This window comes from Hydrogenoanaerobacterium sp., from assembly GCF_032017025.1.
In the GTDB taxonomy this organism is placed as follows: domain Bacteria; phylum Bacillota; class Clostridia; order Oscillospirales; family Ruminococcaceae; genus Hydrogenoanaerobacterium.
Genome location: NZ_DALZQO010000010.1, coordinates 9,395 through 31,459 on the forward strand (window position 1 = coordinate 9,395; position 22,065 = coordinate 31,459).

Sequence of the window (22,065 nt, forward strand, 5' to 3'; positions counted from 1 at the left end):
AAAGGCGGGTGGTCGCAAGCGACCGCCCGCCGCTCACTTCGCCCAGCAGTGCTGGGCGTTTTTCGCGCTTCCCCATGAGGTGGTCGGATTGAGGGTTTGTCACAGCCGGGGTGGTCGAAAATAGAAAAAATGCAGAGAACCACAGGCTTTCTAACCGTCACCTTCGGGGTAGACGTCACACTTAAGGAGGATTTGCCGATGAAAAATAACAAGGAAAGAACCGCTGTCTGGATGTATCCCGAAACGATGGACCGGATGGACGGCTGGCTGGAAAAAGACAACTGCAAGAGCCGCAGCGAATTCATAGAGAAAGCACTCGGCTTTTACATGGGTTACCTTGGATCGGAGGACATCACCTCCTACCTTTCCAAAGCCCTGCTCTCATCTGTTGAGGGAACCTTGCAGAAAACCGAAAACCGGGTGGCAGCTAACCTCTTTCGTCTGTCGGTGGAGATCAGCATGATGATGCATCTGCTGGCAACCACGCTCAATATCACAGATGATGAATTGCACCGGCTTCGCGGCCGATGCGTTGCCGAAGTGAAAAAGACCAGGGGCAAAATCCGTCTGGATGATGCGGTGGACTTCCAGAGCAGCCAGGATGATGAAGAATAATGGCCCGCATCGTTATAAAAAACGGTTACCTCAAGGGAGGCAGCGAAAAAACTGCCGCCCATCTGAATAACCTCGTCAAGTATATTGCCACCCGTGATGGTGTGGATAAAATAAAGAATGGCCGTGAGCTTTGGCACGCTACGAAAAAACAGCAGGCTCTCGTCAAGGAAATCCTCCGGGAGTTTCCCGATACCAAGGAGTTGTTCGAGTATGAGGATTACCTCGCATACCCGAACCGGGAAAACGCCTCGGAGTTTATCACCATCGCATTGGAACAGCATCTGGATAAAATCGGTGACCGGGAAAAATACCTGGACTATATCGCCAACCGTCCCCGTGTTGAAAAGTTTGATAGCCACGGTTTGTTCACAAGCGGCGATGATCCGCTGGTTTTAAATCAAGTTGCGGATGAGCTGTCCGCATACACCGGAAATGTGTGGATGCCGATTATTTCTCTCCGGCGTGAGGATGCCTCCCGGCTGGGGTATGATAATGCGCTTGCATGGAAGGCCCTGCTTTCCTCTAAGGCATTGGAGATTGCGGAGAATCTGAAAATCCATCCGTACCATCTGAAATGGTACGCTGCCTTTCATAATGAAAGCCACCATCCCCATGTCCACATGCTCTGCTACAGCACCGACCCCAAAGAAGGATACCTCACCAAGCAGGGCATCAAGAAGATGAAGTCCTCACTGGCAAATGATATTTTTCGGCAGGAGCTCATTCCGCTCTACGGGGAAAAGTCCCAGCGGCGGGATGACCTGAAGGAACGGGCTGCAGAGTCCATGCGGGAGTTGATCCGTCAGATGAAAGGCGGCATTCTACAGAGTGACCGCATGGAGCAGCTCATCACACACCTTGCTGAGCGTCTGCAAACAGTCGGCGGCAAAAAACAGTATGGATACCTCAAGGCAGAACTAAAAAATATTGTGGACAAAATCGTGGATGAGCTGGCGCAGGATAGTCGTGTCGCGGAAGCCTATCGCCTGTGGTGGGAAACCAGGGGCAGGATCGAATCCATCTATACCGAAACGCCATCCGAGCCACCGCCTCTTTCCCGCTGTGATGATCTCAAGTCCATCCGTAACATGGTCATTCAGGAAACCTTGCTCCTTGGGACCATTACCTTCGAGGAACCGGCATCGGTGGAAACCGCTCTTCCGGAGCCGGAGAATGATCTGGAGATACCCTCCGCCGACTCGGAGGATGAAGAAGATCAGGAGTCGGCAGATGATGAGGGTCGGTCCACAAGGGAAAAAAACTCTGACGGCAAGGAATCCTCTGACTCATGGTGGACGGAGGACTACACGCTGGCGAAGAAATACCTGTACGGCGATGAGGATGCCGGAATCCCGCAGGACTTTGAAAAGGCCCGTGAAATCTTCCTCACGGAAGCGGGGGCGGATAATCCGCTTGCTCTATATGACCTTGGCCGAATGGCTGCCGATGGCCTTGGCTGCGAAGCGGATGCCGGAGAAGCGTACCAATGGTATGAAAAAGCCCTCGCCGTTTTCCATGCCGCCGAGGAAGAAAAGCCGTGGAAGTATACTGAGTACCGAATCGGCAAAATGTATGCCGCTGGGCTTGGCACGGAGCAGGACTATCTGCAGGCGGCAGATTGGCTCACCCTCTCCGCGAATGCAAAGTATAAGTATGCTCAGTATTCCCTTGGCGGTTTGTATTACCACGGTAAGGGCGTGGAACAGGATCATGAAACTGCCTTTGCCCTCTATACCCGCTCGGCGGATCAGAGCTTTCCCTATGCCAGCTTTGAGTTGGGTAAAATGCTGCGGGATGGAATAGGCTGTAAAAAAAATCAGCAGGACGCTGACCGCCGCTTTCGAGAAGCCTTTCTCGGCTTTGTTTCTCTGGAGGAAAAGGGCCATGATGATAAGCTCCAGTACCGTCTTGGCTGGATGCTTCTGAATGGTGTTGGTACTGACAAGAATGAAGCCAGGGCAAAGGAATACTTTGAAAAGGCGGCATCTGTTGGAAATCCCTTTGCCTGCTACCAGCTTGCCAAGCTCATCCTCTCCGATGAAAATGCGCCGCAGCAAGAGGTAGAAAAGGCCCTTGGCTATCTCAGAAAAGCGGTGGAGGCAGAGAATCCCTATGCCGCATATTTTCTTGGAAAGCTCTATGAAAAGGGGCAGCACGTTCCGCAAAATACCGCCGAGGCGATACGGCTCTATACCCTGTCGGCAGAACAAGACAATGACTTCGCCGCATACCGGCTCGGCAAACTGTATCTTGGCGGTACGGGCGTACTGAAGGATGTGGAGTCCGCCATCCGATGGCTGACCTTTGCCGCGGACAGAAAAAATCAGTTTGCGGAATACGCCCTCGGCATCCTCTACTTCAAGGGAGAGGATGTTCCCAAGGATATCCCGAAATCCATGGAGTACCTGAAACGGTCTGCCGGTCAGGGAAACCAGTTTGCACAGTACCGGCTCGGCAAGATTTACCTCATGGGCGAGGATGTGCCAAAGGACATACAGGTAGCCCTGCAATTTCTGACTGCCGCCGCTGAACAGGGAAATCAATATGCGCAGTACACCCTCGGCAAGCTGTATCTGATGGGCAAGGACGTTCCAAGGGACAAGGATGCCGCTGTCCGCTGGTTTACCCTCTCGGCAGCGCAGGGCAACATTTACGCTCAGTTTTTCCTCGACCATATGGACAGCTTCAAAGACCCCTCCGTCCTGCTGGCGGGGACACGGCTCCTGCATCACATGAGCCGTATTTTTTCTGACAATACGCCGCCGCTGAAGCCACCCGGTCCTCACATTGACCGAAAACGGCGTCTCAAGCTGAACGAGAAAAAGCGTGCGGCCGGTCATGCCCAGGGGGATCACGAACAGACTATGTCGCTATAACGATTGGAGGATAACTGTGAAGAAACCGAAAAATAAAATCAAGCAGCAGCCCATCAAGGGGAAATTGCTCCAGAACCATTGCCGTCCTGTAAAAAGGGCGGCTTTTTTTCATAGAATCGGCAATCGCCACAGGTAGGAGGTGCATCTATGGGTGTCTATGTGCATTTTACAGATGAGCAGAAGTACCGTGCCAACAATGTGGATCTTGTGGACTTCCTCCAGCGGCGCGGTGAGAAGCTGATTCCCAGCGGCCGGGATAAAAGGTTGGCGTCCGACCGCAGCATCACCGTCCGGGGAAACGAGTGGTACGATCATTCCGCGGAGAGCGGCGGGTATTCCATTGACTTTGTGCGAAACTTTTACGGTCTCACTTTTCCCGAAGCGGTGACCATGCTGCTGGGTGGTGAGCAGGGGGAGGTCTATCGGCCCACCTCACAAAAGAAGCAGGAGTCGAAAAAGCCCTTCGCTCTTCCGGCTCCCCACAGCGATATGCGCCGTGTCTATGCCTACCTTACAAAAACCCGGCTTATCGACCGTGAAGTGGTCAGTTACTTTGCCAGAGTAAAGCTCCTGTACGAGAGCTGCGAAAAGTCCAAGGACGGCACGAAGGAATACCATAACGCCGTATTTGTAGGATTCGATGAAAACGGTGTGCCCCGCCATGCCCACAAGCGGGGACTGTATACCGATGGACCCGGCTTCAAAGGCAACGTGGATAGCTGCGATCCAAACTACAGTTTCCACCATATCGGCACAAGCAACCGCCTCTATGTATTCGAAGCACCCATCGACCTGCTGTCTTATATCACCCTGCATCCCCAGGACTGGAAGAAGCACAGCTATGTGGCTCTCTGCGGTGTATCAGAATACGCCATGATGAAGATGCTGGAGTTGTATCCAAACCTAAACCATGTGGTTCTGTGCCTGGACCATGATGAGGCTGGAATCGAAGCGTCGGAGAAATACCAGGACCTGCTGTTGGCAAAAGAGATTTCATGTAAGCGGGAGCTTTCCATGCACAAGGACTGGAATGAGGATATCAAGGCCAAACACGGATTGACGGCCATTCCCGCTGAGGAACATCCCCAGCATATTCTTCGGGATGATATCTGCCGGCAGCTTATGGAATCGGGATTGCCTGCGAAATCCGGCTGCTCTGCGGATACCCTGTCCGCCCTGCTCATAAAAACCCGTTCCCATCTGCATTGGGGACGCTTTTCCGAGGCGGATGATTGTCTGCGGGAGATGTGCCTCCACTCTATGGCTGGTGCCGTGAGGGAGTACCGGCAGATGGCTCACAGCCGGGATCTCTCCGCTGTGCAGGCAAGGCTCCGCAATGGGTTCAGAACCTATGAAAACCGCGGGCATCTGAAAACCCGGCTGGATTTACTGGAGTCCGACATCATGTCCCTGCGGGGCTATGAGCATGTGGTGTCCGCCGTCGAAAAGGAAAAGCTGGCAGAGTGCTATGAACACATTGCCGCCCACGGTCTCAAGGGAACCATCCTGCTGGAGAAACACCGGCAAAAGATGGAGCAGAATCAGGAAATGAAGATGTCCATGTAATGCTCGACAATAGCATCACCTCCGCTTCTGACATTTCAAGTCGTCAGAAGAATAAGGAGGATCTCTATGCAATCTCAAGTTTACATCCTGATTGGCGCCGCAGCCATAATGTTCGCCGTCATCGGTGGCTTGTCTCTGCTGGCGCATTATTATACTTTAAATGGCATCAAATCCCGCACAGTAGGCGACGGGCAGCACGGCACGGCACGGTTCGCATCAAAGCAGGAAGTAAAGAACACCTATAAACACATTCCATTTCAACCGGAGCTTTGGAGGCGGGGCGAAAGCCTCCCCACTGAGCAGGGAGTTATACTCGGAAGCAAGGGCGAGAAAAATGCTGTCACCGCATTGGTGGATACCGACGATGTTCACATTTTGATGATTGGCGCATCCGGCGTAGGAAAAACAGCGTTCTTTTTATACCCAAATATGGAATACGCCTGCGCCAGTGGGATGAGTTTTCTGGCATTGGACACCAAGGGTGACCTCGCCCGAAACTATGGAAGCATTGCTCAAAATTACTATGGTTACAATGTGTCAGTCATAGACCTGCGAAACCCAAGCCGCTCAAATGGAAATAATCTGCTCACCCTTATCAACCGTTATATGGATATCTGCCGCAGGGAACCCAATAATCTGGCCGCCAGAGCCAAGGCGGAAAAGTACGCCAAAATCTTGGCTAAAACCATTGTCAACCCAGAAGGGGATGCGTCCAGCTATGGACAGAACGCTTTCTTTTACGATGCAGCCGAGGGGTTGTTGACATCGGTCGTCCTTTTGCTGGCTGAGTATTTACCGCCCACAGATGAAAACCCCCAGGAGCAGCGGCACATCATTTCGGTATTCAAGTTGGTACAGGATTTATTGGAACCCTCCAAAGTAAAAGGGAAAAGTCAGTTTCAGCTTTTGATGAATAAGCTTCCCGGAGATCATAAGGCCCGTTGGTTTGCCGGAGCAGCGTTGAACAGTGCGGAGCAGGCGATGGCCTCCGTTATGTCCACGGTACTGTCGCGCCTGAATGCTTTTTTAGATTCCGAGCTGGAACAGGTGCTGTGCTTTGACAGTACCATTGATGCAGAAACCTTTGCAAACGAAAAGTCAGCCATTTTTTTAATTCTCCCGGAGGAAGATCAGACAAAGAACTTCATGGCCGGACTCATGATTCAAAACCTGTCCCGTGAACTGTTTTCCGTAGCCGATGAGAACGGCGGCAAGCTAAAAAACCGTGTGGTTCTTTTTTGCGATGAGTTGGGAACCATGCCGCCGTTTGATATCCTACCCTTGTTTTCGGCGGGGCGCTCTCGCCGGTTAACTTTGGTGCCGATCATCCAGAGTCTTGCACAGCTCGAAAAGAACTACGGCAGAGAAGGCAGTGAAATCGTACAGGACAACTGCCAAGACACCATCTTCGGTGGCTTTGCCCCTAACAGCCAAACAGCCGAGGTATTGAGCAAGGCGCTGGGCAGCCGCACCGTCATGAGCGGCAGTGTCAGCAGAGGCAAAAATGACCCCAGCCAGTCCTTGCAGATGATGGAACGTCCACTCATGACGGCCGATGAACTCAAGTCCATTCCCAAGGGGAGCTTTGTCGTAATGAAAACCGGCACACATCCCATGAGGACAAAGCTGCGACTGTTTCTTGATTGGGGGATTCGTTTCGGGGAGCCTTATACCGTGGAGGAAAAGGCAAACCGAAAAGTGGTGTATGCTGATAAGCAGGCGCTGGAGGAAAATATTGTCCGCAGGCACACAGCCTGCATGATGGTGGATGAAGAAACCGGGGAGATTTTGGAGCCGCCGGTCGGATCAGGAACCCTTCATACCCCGGCATCAGAACCCTCTGAAAACACCATGCGCCGCCGTAGTACGCTCAAAACGTAAAGGAGGTTTCCATGAGTTTCTTCAACCACATTTATACCGCCTCGCCCGATGAGCTTCCCCATCGGGCGAGGGCTGTTTATATATATATCCGCGACCGAGCTGGGAAAGGATCGGACTGCTGGCCTGCAGTAAAAACCATTGCCTACGACCTACAACTCTCACGCAGCACAGTCAAGCGCGCCCTCCATGATCTGGTCAAGGCGGGGCTCATTGAAAAGGAATCACGCTATCGGGAGAATGGAAGCAACACATCCAACCGTCTTATTTTGAAAAAATAGCAGGCCACGGTAGAGTGAATAGACGAATTTACCACCAAGGGGTTGTTCCGTTTTTTCGCTGAACCCAGGTGCGGTTCACTGTGAACCCACCAGAACCTCTCACCCTAAGAATATTTATCACAGAAAAAGAACAAATTGTATCTCATAATGTTTTTGTGTAACATTGTAAACACTATTTATGGGAACGCTATTTTTGTAAACTATGAATATACAAACAGAAATTATATGTTACAAAAAAGAGGTGAGAATAGAATGCGGCAGGCATTGGGAAAAAGAATCAATCAGTTGAGAAAGAGTAAGGGATTAACCTCCGAACAGCTATCGGAACTGTGTGGGGTAAATGCGGTGCATATCCGCAGGATTGAAAGCGGTGGCAGCCTGCCCAGCTTTTCTCTTTTCCTGAAGATATGCAATGTGCTGGGAACCTCGGCGGATTATCTGCTTGGAGATCTTCTGGAGCATCCCGTGATACCTGACAGTGTGGAGCAGCTCGGCAAACAGTTTAAACATATGACGCCGGAACAGATTGAAATGATCAGCGAAATGGTTGAGGTAATGATCAGGCATACGACCTCAAAGGAATAGTAAACAGTAAACAAATGAGAGCCTCTTTTCATAGGGGCTCTTTTTCTTGTCTTGTTGTTCTTGCTTTCGTCTTCGATTGTAGCTTATAATGATACAAACAAAAATCATAAGATACGTTAAGGGAGGAAGCTCACGATGACAACAAAAGAAAAGGCAAAACTGGTTAAGCAAGCGGGAAAGCTCTACACTCTCGGGTTGACAGTGGAAAAACGCAGAGATAAGCTGCGAAGGCTGGTGGAGAAGAAAGTCCCCTATGATTCACCTCAGATGAAAGAGGCTCTGTCAGAATTTCAGGCAGCGGATGAGGAATGGAAACGGCTGGAGAGAGCGCATTTAGAATACCGAAATCAGTTGGGTATTGAAAATAAAAACTTTTGATAAATCATCGGTGCCCTATGCAGTATTATGCACATCTTCAACCTATATCGGTTATTTTTGGTATGGAATCGGAAGAACTTGAAAAACTACTATTGACAAATATTAAAAGGCATGATAAATTCAATACAGTTAAATAGTTGCTTGATTGTTTGGAGAATTGAATTATGGAAAAACAACCGAATCTGGTCTGTGACCACGAGGCCATACACGAGGATGTGGTCAGCAGTGTGCGGGCCGATATGCCGCACAACAGGGACTTCAATGCCCTTGCCAATCTGTATAAGATGTTTTCGGACGACACCCGCATCAAAATACTATGGGCGTTGTCACGCCACGAGATGTGCGCCGGCGATATCGCAGTCCTACTGGACATGACGAAATCCGCCATATCTCACCACATGAAATCACTGAAACTGACCAATCTTGTCCGATATGATAAACGGGGACGGGAAGTCTATTACCAACTGGCAGACGATCACGTAAAAGATATTTTTTACAAAGGCTTCGAGCACATTCGTGAGTAGCAGAGATGCACGAGGCCAGTTCAAAAGTTAAGAGAATCGCTCACCTAATGAAAGGAGGAATTGCACATGAAAAAAGAATACACCTTGAAAGGGATGGACTGCGCCAGCTGCGCTACTAAAATTGAATCCGTAGTAAAGAAGCTGGATGGTGTATCGGATGCATCGGTCAATTTTGTGACTTCCACGTTGAAAGTGGAGGTGCCGGATGAAAAGCAAGCCGCCCTGCAGCAGGTAGGCAAGGCGATCAGCAAGGTAGAACCGAATGTAACGATGGCAGAGAAGAAAGAAAAACACAGTGCGGATGACGGCCACGACCACGATCATGGAGGGGATGGAAAGCGTCAGCTAATCATGCTTCTGGTCGGAGCGGCCGCATTTTTAGTCGGAATGGTACTGGAATATGGATTCAGTGTTAACGAGTACTTCCTGCTTGGCCTCTTTATTGTGGGTTACATTATTCTGGGCGGAGAAATTGTTCTGCGGGCACTCAAGAATATTACCCGAGGACAGATTTTTGACGAGAACTTTCTGATGTCAATTGCCACCATCGGAGCATTTATCATCGGCGACGCAGCCGAAGCCGTAGGTGTCATGCTGTTCTTCCAGGTCGGTGAATACTTCCAAGCGCTTGCGGTACGACGCTCCAAGAAATCCATTACCGACCTGATGGATATCCGGCCTGACTTTGCCAACGTGAAGAGGAACGGTCAGGTTGAGAAGGTCGCCCCTGAAACCGTTGAAATCGGCGATATTATTGTTGTAAAGCCAGGTGAGAAGATTCCCCTTGACGGTGTTGTCATTGAGGGTGAGGCCATGCTGGATACCAAGGCACTGACTGGAGAGTCGGTTCCACGCAAGGCTAAGGTAGACGACGAGGTTCTGTCCGGCTGTATCAACCAGAACGGCGTACTGACCATTAAGGTAACAAAGTCCTTCGGCCAATCCACCGTTGCTAAGATCATTGACCTTGTGGAGAATGCCTCCAGCAACAAAGCGCCTACAGAAAACTTCATGACGACCTTCTCCCGTTACTATACGCCGGTCGTTGTTGCACTAGCCGCTTTGATCGCTGTAATTCCCCCGTTGTTCTTTAACGGACTGTGGGCGGAGTGGGTCAACCGTGGTCTGATCTTCCTCGTTATTTCCTGCCCCTGTGCGCTGGTGGTCTCCATTCCGCTTGGCTTTTTCGGCGGGATTGGCGGCGCATCCAAGCGCGGCGTCCTTGTAAAGGGTAGCAACTATCTGGAGGCTTTGGGCAACTTGGACGTTGTGGTATTTGATAAGACCGGAACGCTGACTAAGGGCGTGTTTAAGGTAACAAAGCTCCTCCCTGCAAACGGATTTACCAATGAGCAGCTTCTGGAAGCTGCTGCAAACGCCGAAGTGTTTTCTAACCATCCCATTGCGCTTTCCATTATGACTGAGTACGGAAAAACGGTTGACAAAGAAAAGCTTTCGGATTACAACGAAATATCCGGGCACGGCATCAGTGTAAGCGCTGGCGGCAAGGTCATTCTTGCCGGTAATCACCGCCTGATGAATCTAAAGGGTGTATCCTTTGATGAGTCCGAAGACATCGGTACTAAGGTATATGTAGCCGTTGACAATGTGTACGCAGGCTGTGTCGTTATCTCTGATGAAGTCAAGGAAGATAGCCAGAATGCAATTGCCGCCCTGAAAGAGCGCGGCGTGCAAAAGACCGTAATGCTTACCGGCGACAATCCGCAGATTGCGGAGGCTATTGCCAAAGAATTGAAACTCGATGAGTTTTATGGCGGTCTTCTGCCGGAAAACAAGGTGGAAAAGGTTGAAATGCTGGATGGGCAGAAACGCAAGAAAAGCAAACTGGCTTTCGTGGGCGACGGCATCAACGACGCCCCGGTTCTGGCAAGAGCGGACGTTGGTATCGCCATGGGCGGGCTTGGCTCTGATGCTGCCATCGAAGCAGCTGACGTTGTCCTCATGACTGATGAACCCTCCAAGCTAGCGGATGCCATTGACATTGCAAGGTTCACCAAGAGGATCGTATGGCAGAACATCATACTCGCTCTTGGCGTGAAAGGCATTTTTCTGATTCTTGGTGCCATGGGTGTCGCATCCATGTGGGAAGCTGTATTTGCCGATGTAGGCGTGACCTTGCTGGCTGTCCTGAACGCAATGCGGGTTATCCGAAAAAAATAGAGATCTGCTGAAAAGCATAAAAGTAAAAGATATTATAGAAGCGTGAAAGGATTGGTGTCCTCCATTCGTATTATTAGTAGGAGCGTATGACACGCTCTTAAATGAAAAGGAGGACACCATCTATGAAAAAACTCTTCACCTCTCTGGCACTCTGCGCAATGCTTGCAACCATGCTTCCCGTATCGGCTTTTGCCGCTACTGACAGCTATGCACTTTGCAGCGTCCAGGACTGCAGCCAGACAGGCAGTCATGTTCATGACAAAACGACCTATGCTGGACATTATACTGGTGACGGGCATGATTACCATCAGATTTGTACCGTAAAAAACTGTACTAAAACAGGCAGCCATACCCATAACGGCGTGGAGTGCCTGCCCCATTCAAGCGGTGATGGACACACCTACCACAACAGCGGTAGCCATAAGGGAGAATCCCATGGCAGCAAGGGTGGTAAAAGCGGAGGCCATCACTAAACAGGAGAGGCCATGCGGAATGAAGCTCAGGCGAACCGTGCTCTGGAACAATATGCAGATACGGTTCGCCGCATCTGTTTTCTACATTTGAAAAATTATGCTGACGTAGAGGATGTATTTCAGGAAGTGTTTCTGAAATACATCCTCTACGAAACGGACTTTGAAAGCTGTGACCACGAAAAGGCATGGCTTATTTGTGTTACCGTCAATGCCTGTAAGGATATCTGCAGGAGCTTTTTCCGTAGAAAGGTCATATCACTTGATGAGCTGGATACAGAGCCTTATGTTTTTGATCCGCCCGAGAGAGAGCTTCTGGATACTGTCCTTCGCCTGGAGGACAAATACCGCGATGTGATTTACTTATTTTACTATGAAGGATATTCCGCAGTTGAAATTGCCCGGATGCTTAACAAGAAGGAAAACACCATTTACACATGGCTGGACCGGGCAAGAAAGACACTGCGCAAGCAGCTGGGAGGTGATTTGGTTGAGCAGAGAGATACACGGCGCATTTGATAAGATACACGCCGAGGAGGAACTGAAACAAAAGACAATGACGGCCCTTCAAAGTCGTATGCAAAGCGGGAACGTAAAAAAAAGGCCCCCGTTTAAGCTTGCCTCTGCTTTTGTCGTCATTCTGCTGTTTTTTGTTATCGGTGGTTTTTCTTATCACCAATACTTTACCGCAGCTGCATATGTGGATATCGACATTAACCCCTCTATTGAGCTGTCTGTCAACCGGTTCGGGCGCATTCTGGAGGCAAAGCCCTATAATGATGATGGCGCCCTCGTTCTCTCCACGTTGGATATCCGCTATATGAGTTATGAGAAAGCGGTACAGGCGGTTTTGGATGCCATGATTGTAAAAGGATACCTCACACAGGATGGGCTTGTGTCGGTTTCCATACAGTCAAAGGATGAGAGCCGTGAAAAGAGCCTGATGTCCGCTGTCGATGACTCGGTATCAGCCAGTCTTGACTCACACCACGTCAGTGCCCAGCGTGATGTATTTTCCGTTTCCGCCGATGTGAAGGCTGAGTCTTACAGCAACGCCCTTACACCTGCCAAGTACCTCGCCATTTTAGAGTTGCAGGAAGTTGATCCCACCGCCAACATGGAGGACTGCGCCGAGCACAGCATTGGTGAAATCCGGCAGATGACGGAAAATCACGGAGGCGGGCACCATGGTGACAAGAAACAGCAACCGGAACCGGAAACTGCGCAGCCGGAAGATACGGAGGACCATCATAAGTCGAAAGACCATTAGAACGCAGGGTGCATCTAACTGTATCACACAGAACAGAGAATGCAGAAGTGTTTCTCACTGTAAGAAACAAAAAGGATATTTTGGCCTCTATACTTTGGTTTTAAATAGGATCAACACCACTATTCCAAGGATAATCCGATACCAGCCAAAGATCTTAAAATCATGCTTTTGAATGTATTTCATAATAAGCTTCAGCACCAACAGAGATACAGCAAAAGCAACCGTCATGCCGATCAAAAGCGCCTGTAACTCGACGGTTGAGAAGCTGAAGCCGAATTTTATTAATTTGAATACACTTGCGCCCAGCATAGTAGGAATGGCGAGGAAAAATGAAAATTCTGCTGCGGTTGCTCGTGAGACGCCAATAAGGAGAGCTCCTATAATGGTGGACCCTGAACGAGAGGTTCCCGGTATCATGGCCAGAGCCTGAAATACCCCGAAGAAAACCGCTGTATTATAGCTTATTTCCTTAGTGCTATTCACTGCGGGTGTTCGTTTTTTGTTCCATGTTTCAACGACAATAAAAGCAAGTCCATATACAATCAACATAATGGCAATGGTCTGTGCTGTTCCAAAATACTGTTCCAAGAAGTCGTCAAACAGGATGCCAAGAATACCTGTTGGAACACAGGACACGACGATTTTCCCCCATAAGGAAATAACTTCTTTTTTAATAGTAGGGCGCTTTTTAAATTGAAACGGAAACACACGATCCCAAAACATAGTGACAACAGCAATAATTGCGCCAAACTGGATAACAACCATAAACATCTCTTTGAATGACTCGCTCATATTAAGTGGAACAAACGCGTCAATGAGCAACATATGCCCTGTACTGCTAATGGGAAGCCACTCGGTAATCCCCTCGACGACACCCAGAAAAATGACTTTTAGTAATTCTGGAAAATCCATAAAACAAAGGTTATCCTCTCTTTAAAGATTCAATAATGTACAAAGAAAGCTAAAAGATAAGTTAAGCTCCGCAGCGCTCCTGAAAATGCAACACAATTCTATTTTAGTCAAACTAATATAGCGTAACGGCAACCTCCCGCGATGATGTCAGCCAAGCTGTGCGAATAAAGATATGCTCCATAGAAAAATATAGATGAACGGTTGATGGAGCAAATAAATGACAAGCGATTTCCCTCCGATTCCTGCGAGTATCCGACTACGTCTCTTGTAAAAAATAGCCGGTGCGCCTTTCTCCCTCACTTGTGCTCCGATCAGTGTGCCAAAAAGAAAGAGGGAGAACCAGGGAAGAAGGGGAAAATAGTCTGCTGATGTAAATGATCGAGGTGGAAGCCCTATAGGAGCTAGCCAAACAAATCGGTACAGTGCATACGGCAGAGGGATACTCCCCCAAATAGGGACACTCAGAACGCCTTTCTGTAAGTTGAACGTGGCGAAAAACACCACCGCTAACATCGACATCAACAGGTATTGATTGGCTCTGTCCACCCATTTATGAATCCATTCGTAGAGTAGCATTGAGATGCCGAGAAAATGGAGAATACCAAAGTAGATGGCCTGAGAGGGTACCAGAATGGTAGTAAATAGAGTAATTAGCCCGCCGCACAGCATCGTTCGGAATCCCCGTTTGACATTAGCTTGTGAATACCTACAGGTAAACCCAGCTATTAAGATAAAAGTGCCTGCCAATGGCGGCTGAATTAGGTGCATCATGCGCAGTATGTTTTCGCCCAAATTAACGCTGAAAAGGTTGGACAGTGTATACAGAAAGTGATAGATGACCATACCGATGATGGCAATTCCGCGAAGCTCATCTATTAAAATGATTCTGTCACTTTTCATTATTCACCTCGCATAAAACTTATGTAAGTTTTGAATTCTGCTACTGTAAAGGAACTGACTCTATGGTTCATAATTGGCTGAACTCACTTTCCGCGTCGATACAGAATGGATTTGTAATTGATCCTCTCTTGGCACTTGTGGCAAGGATTGTAACGTCTGTCTCCCCATGTGCATTCGCCAATGTCCCGCATAGGGCTTGCCAGCAGCGAAAGGAGAGCTATTGAGCATCGTTTAAACAGTCAGTTGCTCCAGATACGCCCGTACCGCTAAATAATCAACACAACCATGGGAATCTGTTTGCTTATTATCAGCCTATGCATATTTTTCCTGCTGATTTAATACATCCAAAAGAGTACCTGCAATGAAACGGGTACGATTTTTACATAAAAACTAATTTAATAAGTTTACAATAGGAATGTGACGATAGTATGATAGTCAACGCCTGCTATTATGACGGCCATTTTCGCGGGTTTCGGTATTGTAGCGCTTGTAGTAACAGCGGCGTTGGCAGGATGGATGTAATCAGCTTGATATAATGGGTCAAAATGATTTATAATAAAACTGAAACATACAAAACTGCGTTGGCCTTAGCATCTTTCACGCTACCGAACCGGAAATGCTCATAACAGGTATAATGGATGATGGTAAGTCAGTTAATAAATGCAGAGCGGCTTCCCTTATAGGTACCGCTTTGATGGCAGCGACCATGGGTACGCTAGTTGTGTTCAAGTTATAAAAGTTAGCAAGGTGCAATCGACAAATGAAAGCCTGGAGTGTGTCTCCTGGCTTTTCGATTATTTATATAAGGAGGCTATATGAAAAAGGGACAGAATATCCTTGTTGTTGACGACGAAGTCATGGTAACTGAGTTTTTACAGGCGTATCTCGAAAAAGGCGGATACAATGTTTTTATCGCGCATACAGGAAAGGTGGCTCTGGAGATATACAGGAGCAACACCATTGCGCTTGTAATTTTAGACTTGATGCTTCCTGATATTACCGGAGAAGAAGTCTGCCGGATCATACGGAGCACGGCACGAACCCCTATTATTATGCTGACAGCAAAGGTACAGGAATCGGAAATTCTGGAAGGGCTGCAGGTGGGAGCAGACGACTATTTGTTAAAGCCGTTCAGCCCAAGAATTGTTGTGGCCAAGGTTGGGGCGGTGCTTCGCCGTTTTGAATGCGATGAACTGGCCAGTCTTCCGGTTTCCTACAACAATGGACGGCTCACCATTGACTTTCAGAGCTGCCTTGTCAAAAAGGATGGGGAACCAGTCAGCCTGACCCCGACGCAGTACAAGCTTCTCAGTACGATGGCTAAGGCTCCGAATCGAATCTTTACCAGAGACCAGCTAATCTGCTATGCATTGGAGGACGAGTTTGATGGATTCGACCGAAGCATTGACACCTACATCAAGGGGCTGCGTGCTAAAATAGAGACAGATCGGAAAAACCCTGAGTATATCGTCACGGTATACGGTATCGGGTATAGATTTCAGGGGATTGAGTGAGAGTGCTATGGGTACGTTAAAAAGCAAGTTAATCATTTCATATGCGGTTATCGCCTTTTTGGTGGTCGTTTGTCTGAGCGTGCTTTTCAATATTTCCGTTGATAAGATTTTTGAGAATTACGCCATCAATCAGAGAAACAGTCAGATTGAAGCAATTATAAAGCAAGTAGATGAACAGTATTTAGAGAATTCCGGCTTATACAATGTAGAGGGTGTCCAGATTGTCGCAGGCTCTGCGCTCCAAAATGGGATTATGGTACATGTGGAGACATTAAACAAGGAAGTAGACTGGGATATTCGGCAGCACAAGGCACAGGAATGCCGCATACTGCTACAGCATGCGGAAACTAATATGCATAGCCGTTATCCTAACTTTCAAGGGGGATATCGGGAAGAGACATATGATCTAAAATATAGCGAGAAACTGGTTGGATACCTTACTGTGGGCTATTATGGACCGTACTCACTAAAAAGCAGTGAGCTGTCGCTCATAGGGGCATTGAATCGTACCCTGATCATTTTGGGCATCTTTTTTCTGGGTTTGGCCGTAATCGTCGGGGTTGTCATGGCAAAACGGATATCCGCCCCCATTTCGTGTGTCATCCGGGCCTCGAAGGAAATCGCCAACGGGGACTATGGAATAAAAGCATCCGGCTCCTCTACCATGCGAGAAACCACCGAACTAATAGGGGCCATTAATGAAATGTCTCGTGAGCTGGCTGTCAAGGAGCAGCAGAAGAAACAGATCACTGCCGACGTCGCCCATGAGCTCAGAACCCCCCTATTTAATCTTCAGGGGAATATGGAGGCTATGATTGACCAGGTGCTTTCCCCCACTCCAGAGCGGCTCCAAAATTGTCATCAGGAAATTATACGACTTACGAAAGTAGTTGACCAACTGCAGGAACTGAATGTTCTGGAAAACAACCCATCCCTTTCAATGAATCGCTTTGATTTCTCCAACTTGTGCAAATCACTTCTTTCCGACTTTGAGGTGGCGGCCAAGACCAAAGGTGTACGCATAGTAACCAAGCTTCCAGCCAAAGCACCCCTATATGGTGATACCTACCGCATTAAGCAGTGCATGATGAACCTGATTTTTAATGCACTCAACTATACACCGGAGGGCGGCACCATCACGATGGAGTATGAGGTTGAAGAAGAACGCACACTTCTTCGGGTGCGTGATAACGGCATTGGGATCTCGCCAGAGGACCTTCCCCATGTTTTTGAACGTTTTTATCGCTCCGACAGATCCCGCAGCCAAAGAAGCGGCGGCGTGGGTATTGGCCTCTCTATTACACGAGCGATCATCGAAGCACATGAGGGCACTGTATCTGTGGACAGCAAAATAGGATCAGGTACAGTCTTCACCATTTCGCTTCCCTTTGTGAAATAGTTAAGGCAACCGAATGTCATTCACTTTTTATGGGTGGCTTTCATGAAGTGATTATACTCCCGCCTTTTAAGGAGAAATTATGAAAATTACAATTATTACAATAGGTTCCAGGGGTGACGTTCAGCCCTTTCTCGCATTAAGCAGAAAGCTCCAGGAAAAAGGTCATAGAATACGCATATGCGCCATGGATGTTTTTAAGGAAACGATTGAACAGGAGGGCGTTGAGCATGCCCCCATGGCCGGGGATGCGAAGGAAGTAATGCTTCGCCTAATTGGTGAGCAGGTATCCTTTATTGGGTACTTTAAGGGATTACATGATTTGCTGCGCCCGATTGAAAGGGAATTTCTGTCCGACATTGAAAAGGCCTGTATAGGTGCCGACGCGATTCTGTACAGCACGCTGGGAAGTGTTGCCTATCACGTCGCTGAAAAGCTGAATATTCTCTGCTTTCGGGTCTTTTTCGCTCCGCTTGATCCAACCGGTGAGTTCCCTGCAATGACCGCCCCCCGTCTGCCCCTTGGCGGCTGGTATAATAAGATGACCTTTCGGGGCGGGGATATTTTATGGTCCCATACAACACGGAGCTTGCTCAATAACTGGCGTGTGAGCATGGGACTGAGACGGATAAAGCCCCTTGAGTTTCCCTATCGCACAATGAAGGGCAAGCCCATCCCCACCTTATATGCCTACAGCTCTTTTCTTGCACCCAAGCCAAAAGAATATGGGGCGCATCAGTACCTTACAGGCTTCTGGATACAAGAAACGAAGGCAGATTGGAAGCCCGACGAGAGGCTGGTCCGCTTTTTAAATACAGGCCCGAAGCCGCTCTATATTGGATTTGGCAGCACTGTTGGCGGGGATTTTGACAGAATCCTGCGGGTGGTGTTGGAGAGTGTGAGGCTGACAGGCCAGCGTGCGCTTTTGTCCGCTGGCTGGCGCAGCCTGAATGGGATGGAATTGCCGGATACTGTCATGCAAATTGAAAATGTACCGCATGAATGGCTGTTTCCCCAGATGCTGGCTGTGTCTCACCACGGAGGAGCCGGCACGACGGCTGCCGGCGTTCGCGCCGGTGTTCCCAGTATTATCATTCCCTTTGGCGGCGATCAGCCATATTGGGGAGACCGTATATACCAGCTGGGAATCGGCACCAAGCCTATCTGGTGCAAACGCTTAACGGTCAAAAATTTTACTAAAGCAATCATTGAGGTTGCCAGCAACCCTGTAATGAAAGAAAAAGCAATTCAAGTGGGAACACAATTAAGGAAAGAACAAGGTGTGGACAATGCAGTAAGCATTATTGAAAACAGCCTTGGATAATTGCTTCGGCACCATATGCCTCCTTGGGATAGAAGTCTAAGACTGCCCGGAAATCTTCCGGGCAGTCTTTTTTAACGCCATAATGTCACCATATTTTTACCATATAATTCAAAGCGGTAATGCTGTCAGTTTACGGGGAGGTATAACAAGTGAATGAAAATGAAAAAGACGATATGAATACAGAACGTCCAGGCAATCGTCCGGAGGAGCAACATAATACCCTTCCGTCTGACGAGGGTTCCGTCTTTGCGGATCTCAGGCATGTGTTAGGCTTGGGAAAGAACAAGCGGAAGTCGGAGGATTTAGAGTCTGCATCGTACCCGGACGATCCAATACCAGAAGATTCTCAGGACGACGCTGGCTCCAATTTGACCACATCTGAACTGCAGAATTCCTCCCAATTGCATGAGGCGGTTGATGAATCCTCCACAGAAGATCCTTCGCTCAACATGATGCTGGTCCCTCTGGACGAGGAAACGGTAATAGACAAAAAACCTAAAATTAGAAATACAATCGTAGTTGTATCTATTGTTGTGGTTCTGGCAGTAGCCGGTATATATGGAGTTCCCTATCTTACCGAGCCATTTCCACCTGGCGAGGATGTGGTAGCATCGTATAACGGACGAAATGTGACCACCGAGGAGCTTAGCAGCTTCATTGTTCTGGAACAGGCCAAAGAGCGTGAACACGCCTATTGTGATGTCCATGGCTACGACCACAGCAAATGCACACCGGACGAGGACTGCGAGGCACATCCCATTGACAGTCTGGAGGGCTATCGCCAAATGGTTACACGGCTTGCCACAGAGCAAATCATTCAGGAATGGGCGTCTTCTCAGGGCGTGATGGAGAGAGAGGATGTTCGGCACGGTATAAAGGATTTACTGGATGACGCAAGCGTTATGCAGTTAATGGATCAGCTGCACGAGAAAGAGATTACCCCAGAATCCATATCCAGCTGGGATGTGCAGCAATACTACGACGAAAACAAATCGATCTATGGAAGTAAAGCTCTTTCGGAGGTCGAGGATGAGATTCGAAGCATCCTTGTCTCCCGAAAGGACGAAGACTTTTTCCTGCAGTATATAGAAGAGCTCAAGCAAACGGCCGGCCTGACCGTAAACTTCGATCTGCTCAGGGTAAAGGAACCCGGAGAGGATGAAATTCTAAAGTATTACAATCAGAACAGTTCAGACTACCAGGTCGCGGAAAAGGCCAAGGTGCTTGAGATCCGATTAACCGGTGAGAACGCAAAGACAACAGCCACAGAGGCGATTCGTAAAATCCGTTCAGGGGAAAGCTTTGACAGTGTTGCCGCAACCTATGGACAAGATGGCAAAGCAAACACGCTTTCCTTAGAAAAAGGTGCGGGAGAACCCTCAATCGAAGCGGCTGTTTGGAAGCTGCAGCCTGAGGATGTCAGCGACCCGGTTGACAATCCGGATGGCTCAGCCAGTATCCTGAAACTGGTCAGCACCGCAAGTGCCGGTCAAAAGACTCTTTCCGAGGTTAGCGCAGAAATACGTCTTCTTCTGCTTCAAAAGAATATGGAGAGCGAGTATACACTTCGAAAGGACGAGGCACTTTTCAGTGTGCATAGCCGAAGATATACCCTTGGCGACTTCTATACAGAGTTTAAAGAGCTTCCCCCTGAATATCAGGCGCAGTACGCCACCTATGAGCAGAAGCAGCAACTGGTTGAGCAGCTCATCGCCAAGGAACTGCTGTTGGAGGAAACGGGAGACAGCAGCTCCGGAGAACAGGAGAAGCACAGCTACGACGAAATGCGAATTCAGTATTTGGCACAAATCCTCCACCAGCAGGAGGTCGATGAAAAGCTAAGCGACCCGACTGAAGAGGAACTGCAAGAGTTCTATAACAAAAACCAACAGAGCTTTGTCTCTCCGGCGAGTGCGCAGATCAGCCTGATTTGGATTGACCAGGGGTCCGATGGAGAGAAGGCCGAGCAGGCCAGAAAGAAGGCGGACGAGGCACTGTCGCTGTTAAACAGTGGAACCGACTTTTCTGAAGTTGCCAAGCAGTATTCCGAGGACAGCTCCGCATCTACGGGTGGAGAAATGAGCGGAGCGCTCTATCAGGAATACCTTCCCGAGCAGCTGGGGACAGAGATATTCAACTTGAAATCCGGCGAAACCAGCGGTGTTATTGATTATAGCTATGGATATTATATAGTGAAAATGCGGGAACGCACGGAAGAAAAACAACTCACCTACGAGGAATCAAAGGAAACCATTCAGGCGCACATGAACGAGGAAAAGCACAGCAAGCTGGAGTCCGAGATGGAAACCCTTTTATTGGAAAAAGCAGACCTAACCATATATGACAGAACATTGCGAAAACTGCTAAAAAAATGAACCGTAGGAAAGGAGGTATATATCAAAATGAATGATGGTGACAAAAAGAAAACCTCCCGTCTGGGTACCGTTGGCGGGCAGGCTGTCATCGAGGGTGTTATGATGAAATCCGCAGACACCTATTCCATTGCGGTAAGAAATGCCGACGGATTGATATCCGTTATAAGAGCGCCCTTCGAGGCGCTTGGGGAGAGGCACCAAATACTCCGCCTCCCGATTGTAAGAGGAATGGTAAACTTTTTCCAGATGCTGCGGCTGGGCAATAAAGCGCTGGCCGTATCCATTGAAGCCGCTGAGCTTCCCGAAAAAGAATCAAAGTTTGAAAAATGGCTGGCTTTGCACTGCGGGGAAAGCATATCAAAGCTAATCATGCCGTTAAGTACCATATTGGGCTTCGGACTGAGCATCGCTTTGTTTTCCGCTTTGCCGACTTTTTTAGCGATAACCATTGAAAAAGAGGTCGGTATTTCAATCGGTGCCTATAAAAATGTGCTTGAGGGAATTATGAGGATCGGTATCTTTTTTATCTATCTGCTTGTCATCTCCTTAATAAAAGATATGCGCCGTGTTTTTGAGTATCACGGCGCAGAGCACAAGACGATTTTCTGCTATGAAGCAAAGAAACCGCTGACTCCAGAAAATGTTCAGACATTCAAACGGTTCCATCCACGGTGCGGTACAAGTTTTTTGTTTGTTATGATGCTGCTTGGAATCGCACTTTTCTCTCTCCCTCTTTTCCCGTGGAGCAACCTTTTCCTTCGTGTCATGCTGAAACTGGCTTTTTTTCCAGTCTTGGCCGGACTTGGCTATGAGTTCATCCGCTATGCCGGAAAGCACGACAACAGGCTAACAAGGATTGTATCCGCCCCCGGGCTTTGGATGCAGAGAATCACCACAAGAGAGCCTGACCGAGCACAAATTGAAGTGGCGATTGCGGCACTGCAAAGTACACTGAAGCTTGAAGCACCGGCAGATCGGGCAAATAATGATAATACGCTGAATAGAATAGAGGTGTCATGA

Annotated in this window: 19 protein-coding genes; 17 read left to right on the forward strand and 2 right to left on the reverse strand. The window is 48.6% G+C overall.

The annotated features are described in order from the left end of the window. The first annotated feature begins 198 nt into the window (after nucleotides 1-198). From RTV33_RS07630 to RTV33_RS07685, 12 genes are all read left to right on the forward strand, one after another. Nucleotides 199-615 (forward strand): hypothetical protein, encoded by a 417-nt coding sequence (locus RTV33_RS07630; protein ID WP_089608638.1) that lies wholly within the window; start codon nucleotides 199-201, stop codon nucleotides 613-615. Beyond that, nucleotides 615-3,491 carry a MobP3 family relaxase gene (mobP3, locus tag RTV33_RS07635; RefSeq protein ID WP_312643120.1) on the forward strand — a complete coding sequence of 959 codons (2,877 nt, stop codon included), beginning with the start codon at nucleotides 615-617 and terminating at the stop codon, nucleotides 3,489-3,491. Before RTV33_RS07630 ends, mobP3 begins: the two co-directional genes overlap by 1 nt. A gap of 147 nt (nucleotides 3,492-3,638) precedes the next feature. Beyond that, entirely contained in the window at nucleotides 3,639-5,057 is a 1,419-nt protein-coding gene (locus RTV33_RS07640) for a DUF3991 and toprim domain-containing protein (protein ID WP_312643123.1), read from the forward strand. A 66-nt stretch (nucleotides 5,058-5,123) separates the two neighbouring features. Further along, nucleotides 5,124-6,938 carry a type IV secretory system conjugative DNA transfer family protein gene (locus RTV33_RS07645; RefSeq protein WP_312643125.1) on the forward strand — a complete coding sequence of 605 codons (1,815 nt, stop codon included), beginning with the start codon at nucleotides 5,124-5,126 and terminating at the stop codon, nucleotides 6,936-6,938. Between the two features lie 11 nt (nucleotides 6,939-6,949). Further along, complete coding sequence (locus tag RTV33_RS07650) at nucleotides 6,950-7,216, forward strand: helix-turn-helix domain-containing protein (protein WP_312643127.1); 267 nt, start codon at nucleotides 6,950-6,952, stop codon at nucleotides 7,214-7,216. 252 nt (nucleotides 7,217-7,468) lie between these two features. Beyond that, nucleotides 7,469-7,801: a helix-turn-helix transcriptional regulator gene (locus RTV33_RS07655; RefSeq protein WP_312643129.1), complete on the forward strand. Its 333-nt coding sequence runs from the start codon at nucleotides 7,469-7,471 to the stop codon at nucleotides 7,799-7,801. 135 nt (nucleotides 7,802-7,936) lie between these two features. After that, the gene (locus RTV33_RS07660; RefSeq protein WP_312643130.1) at nucleotides 7,937-8,179 is read left to right on the forward strand and encodes a hypothetical protein; all 243 of its coding nucleotides are present in this window, start codon (nucleotides 7,937-7,939) and stop codon (nucleotides 8,177-8,179) included. A gap of 164 nt (nucleotides 8,180-8,343) precedes the next feature. After that, on the forward strand, nucleotides 8,344-8,703 hold the full coding sequence (locus RTV33_RS07665; protein WP_312643132.1) for a metalloregulator ArsR/SmtB family transcription factor: 360 nt from the start codon (nucleotides 8,344-8,346) through the stop codon (nucleotides 8,701-8,703). 66 nt (nucleotides 8,704-8,769) lie between these two features. Continuing rightward, nucleotides 8,770-10,884 (forward strand): heavy metal translocating P-type ATPase, encoded by a 2,115-nt coding sequence (locus RTV33_RS07670; protein WP_312643134.1) that lies wholly within the window; start codon nucleotides 8,770-8,772, stop codon nucleotides 10,882-10,884. Between the two features lie 122 nt (nucleotides 10,885-11,006). Next, entirely contained in the window at nucleotides 11,007-11,357 is a 351-nt protein-coding gene (locus tag RTV33_RS07675; RefSeq protein WP_312643136.1) for a hypothetical protein, read from the forward strand. A 12-nt stretch (nucleotides 11,358-11,369) separates the two neighbouring features. Then, nucleotides 11,370-11,873: a sigma-70 family RNA polymerase sigma factor gene (locus RTV33_RS07680; RefSeq protein WP_312643138.1), complete on the forward strand. Its 504-nt coding sequence runs from the start codon at nucleotides 11,370-11,372 to the stop codon at nucleotides 11,871-11,873. Then, entirely contained in the window at nucleotides 11,845-12,624 is a 780-nt protein-coding gene (locus RTV33_RS07685) for a hypothetical protein (RefSeq protein ID WP_312643139.1), read from the forward strand. Before RTV33_RS07680 ends, RTV33_RS07685 begins: the two co-directional genes overlap by 29 nt. 87 nt (nucleotides 12,625-12,711) lie before the next feature. Here RTV33_RS07685 and RTV33_RS07690 read toward each other — a convergent pair whose 3' ends face one another. Then, nucleotides 12,712-13,536, reverse strand: coding sequence for an undecaprenyl-diphosphate phosphatase (locus RTV33_RS07690; RefSeq protein WP_312643141.1), 825 nt, complete (start codon nucleotides 13,534-13,536; stop codon nucleotides 12,712-12,714). A gap of 147 nt (nucleotides 13,537-13,683) precedes the next feature. Further along, nucleotides 13,684-14,436, reverse strand: a complete 753-nt coding sequence (locus tag RTV33_RS07695) for a heparan-alpha-glucosaminide N-acetyltransferase (protein ID WP_312643143.1) — start codon at nucleotides 14,434-14,436, stop codon at nucleotides 13,684-13,686. An 815-nt stretch (nucleotides 14,437-15,251) separates the two neighbouring features. On the opposite strand from RTV33_RS07695, the gene RTV33_RS07700 reads away from it, so the two are divergent. The 5 genes from RTV33_RS07700 (at nucleotide 15,252) to RTV33_RS07720 (ending at nucleotide 22,065) form a co-directional block, all read left to right on the forward strand. Then, on the forward strand, nucleotides 15,252-15,950 hold the full coding sequence (locus RTV33_RS07700) for a response regulator transcription factor (protein WP_312643144.1): 699 nt from the start codon (nucleotides 15,252-15,254) through the stop codon (nucleotides 15,948-15,950). Between the two features lie 61 nt (nucleotides 15,951-16,011). Then, complete coding sequence (locus tag RTV33_RS07705) at nucleotides 16,012-17,349, forward strand: ATP-binding protein (protein ID WP_312643278.1); 1,338 nt, start codon at nucleotides 16,012-16,014, stop codon at nucleotides 17,347-17,349. Nucleotides 17,350-17,428: 79 nt separating this feature from the next. Beyond that, nucleotides 17,429-18,670: a glycosyltransferase gene (locus tag RTV33_RS07710; protein WP_312643146.1), complete on the forward strand. Its 1,242-nt coding sequence runs from the start codon at nucleotides 17,429-17,431 to the stop codon at nucleotides 18,668-18,670. A 149-nt stretch (nucleotides 18,671-18,819) separates the two neighbouring features. Further along, nucleotides 18,820-21,045 carry a peptidylprolyl isomerase gene (locus tag RTV33_RS07715; protein WP_312643148.1) on the forward strand — a complete coding sequence of 742 codons (2,226 nt, stop codon included), beginning with the start codon at nucleotides 18,820-18,822 and terminating at the stop codon, nucleotides 21,043-21,045. A 27-nt stretch (nucleotides 21,046-21,072) separates the two neighbouring features. Further along, a complete protein-coding gene (locus tag RTV33_RS07720) occupies nucleotides 21,073-22,065 on the forward strand; it encodes a DUF1385 domain-containing protein (protein ID WP_312643150.1) in 993 nt (330 codons plus the stop codon).

Coding starts and splice junctions, on each gene's coding strand:
- RTV33_RS07640 (WP_312643123.1), top strand. CDS start 3,639: ATGGGTGTCTATGTGCATTTTACAGATGAGCAGAAGTACCGTGCCAAC.
- RTV33_RS07680 (WP_312643138.1), top strand. CDS start 11,370: ATGCGGAATGAAGCTCAGGCGAACCGTGCTCTGGAACAATATGCAGAT.
- RTV33_RS07710 (WP_312643146.1), top strand. CDS start 17,429: ATGAAAATTACAATTATTACAATAGGTTCCAGGGGTGACGTTCAGCCC.
- RTV33_RS07630 (WP_089608638.1), top strand. CDS start 199: ATGAAAAATAACAAGGAAAGAACCGCTGTCTGGATGTATCCCGAAACG.
- RTV33_RS07695 (WP_312643143.1), bottom strand. CDS start 14,436: ATGAAAAGTGACAGAATCATTTTAATAGATGAGCTTCGCGGAATTGCC.
- RTV33_RS07665 (WP_312643132.1), top strand. CDS start 8,344: ATGGAAAAACAACCGAATCTGGTCTGTGACCACGAGGCCATACACGAG.
- RTV33_RS07675 (WP_312643136.1), top strand. CDS start 11,007: ATGAAAAAACTCTTCACCTCTCTGGCACTCTGCGCAATGCTTGCAACC.
- RTV33_RS07655 (WP_312643129.1), top strand. CDS start 7,469: ATGCGGCAGGCATTGGGAAAAAGAATCAATCAGTTGAGAAAGAGTAAG.
- RTV33_RS07670 (WP_312643134.1), top strand. CDS start 8,770: ATGAAAAAAGAATACACCTTGAAAGGGATGGACTGCGCCAGCTGCGCT.
- RTV33_RS07720 (WP_312643150.1), top strand. CDS start 21,073: ATGAATGATGGTGACAAAAAGAAAACCTCCCGTCTGGGTACCGTTGGC.
- RTV33_RS07645 (WP_312643125.1), top strand. CDS start 5,124: ATGCAATCTCAAGTTTACATCCTGATTGGCGCCGCAGCCATAATGTTC.
- mobP3 (WP_312643120.1), top strand. CDS start 615: ATGGCCCGCATCGTTATAAAAAACGGTTACCTCAAGGGAGGCAGCGAA.
- RTV33_RS07650 (WP_312643127.1), top strand. CDS start 6,950: ATGAGTTTCTTCAACCACATTTATACCGCCTCGCCCGATGAGCTTCCC.
- RTV33_RS07660 (WP_312643130.1), top strand. CDS start 7,937: ATGACAACAAAAGAAAAGGCAAAACTGGTTAAGCAAGCGGGAAAGCTC.
- RTV33_RS07700 (WP_312643144.1), top strand. CDS start 15,252: ATGAAAAAGGGACAGAATATCCTTGTTGTTGACGACGAAGTCATGGTA.
- RTV33_RS07690 (WP_312643141.1), bottom strand. CDS start 13,536: ATGGATTTTCCAGAATTACTAAAAGTCATTTTTCTGGGTGTCGTCGAG.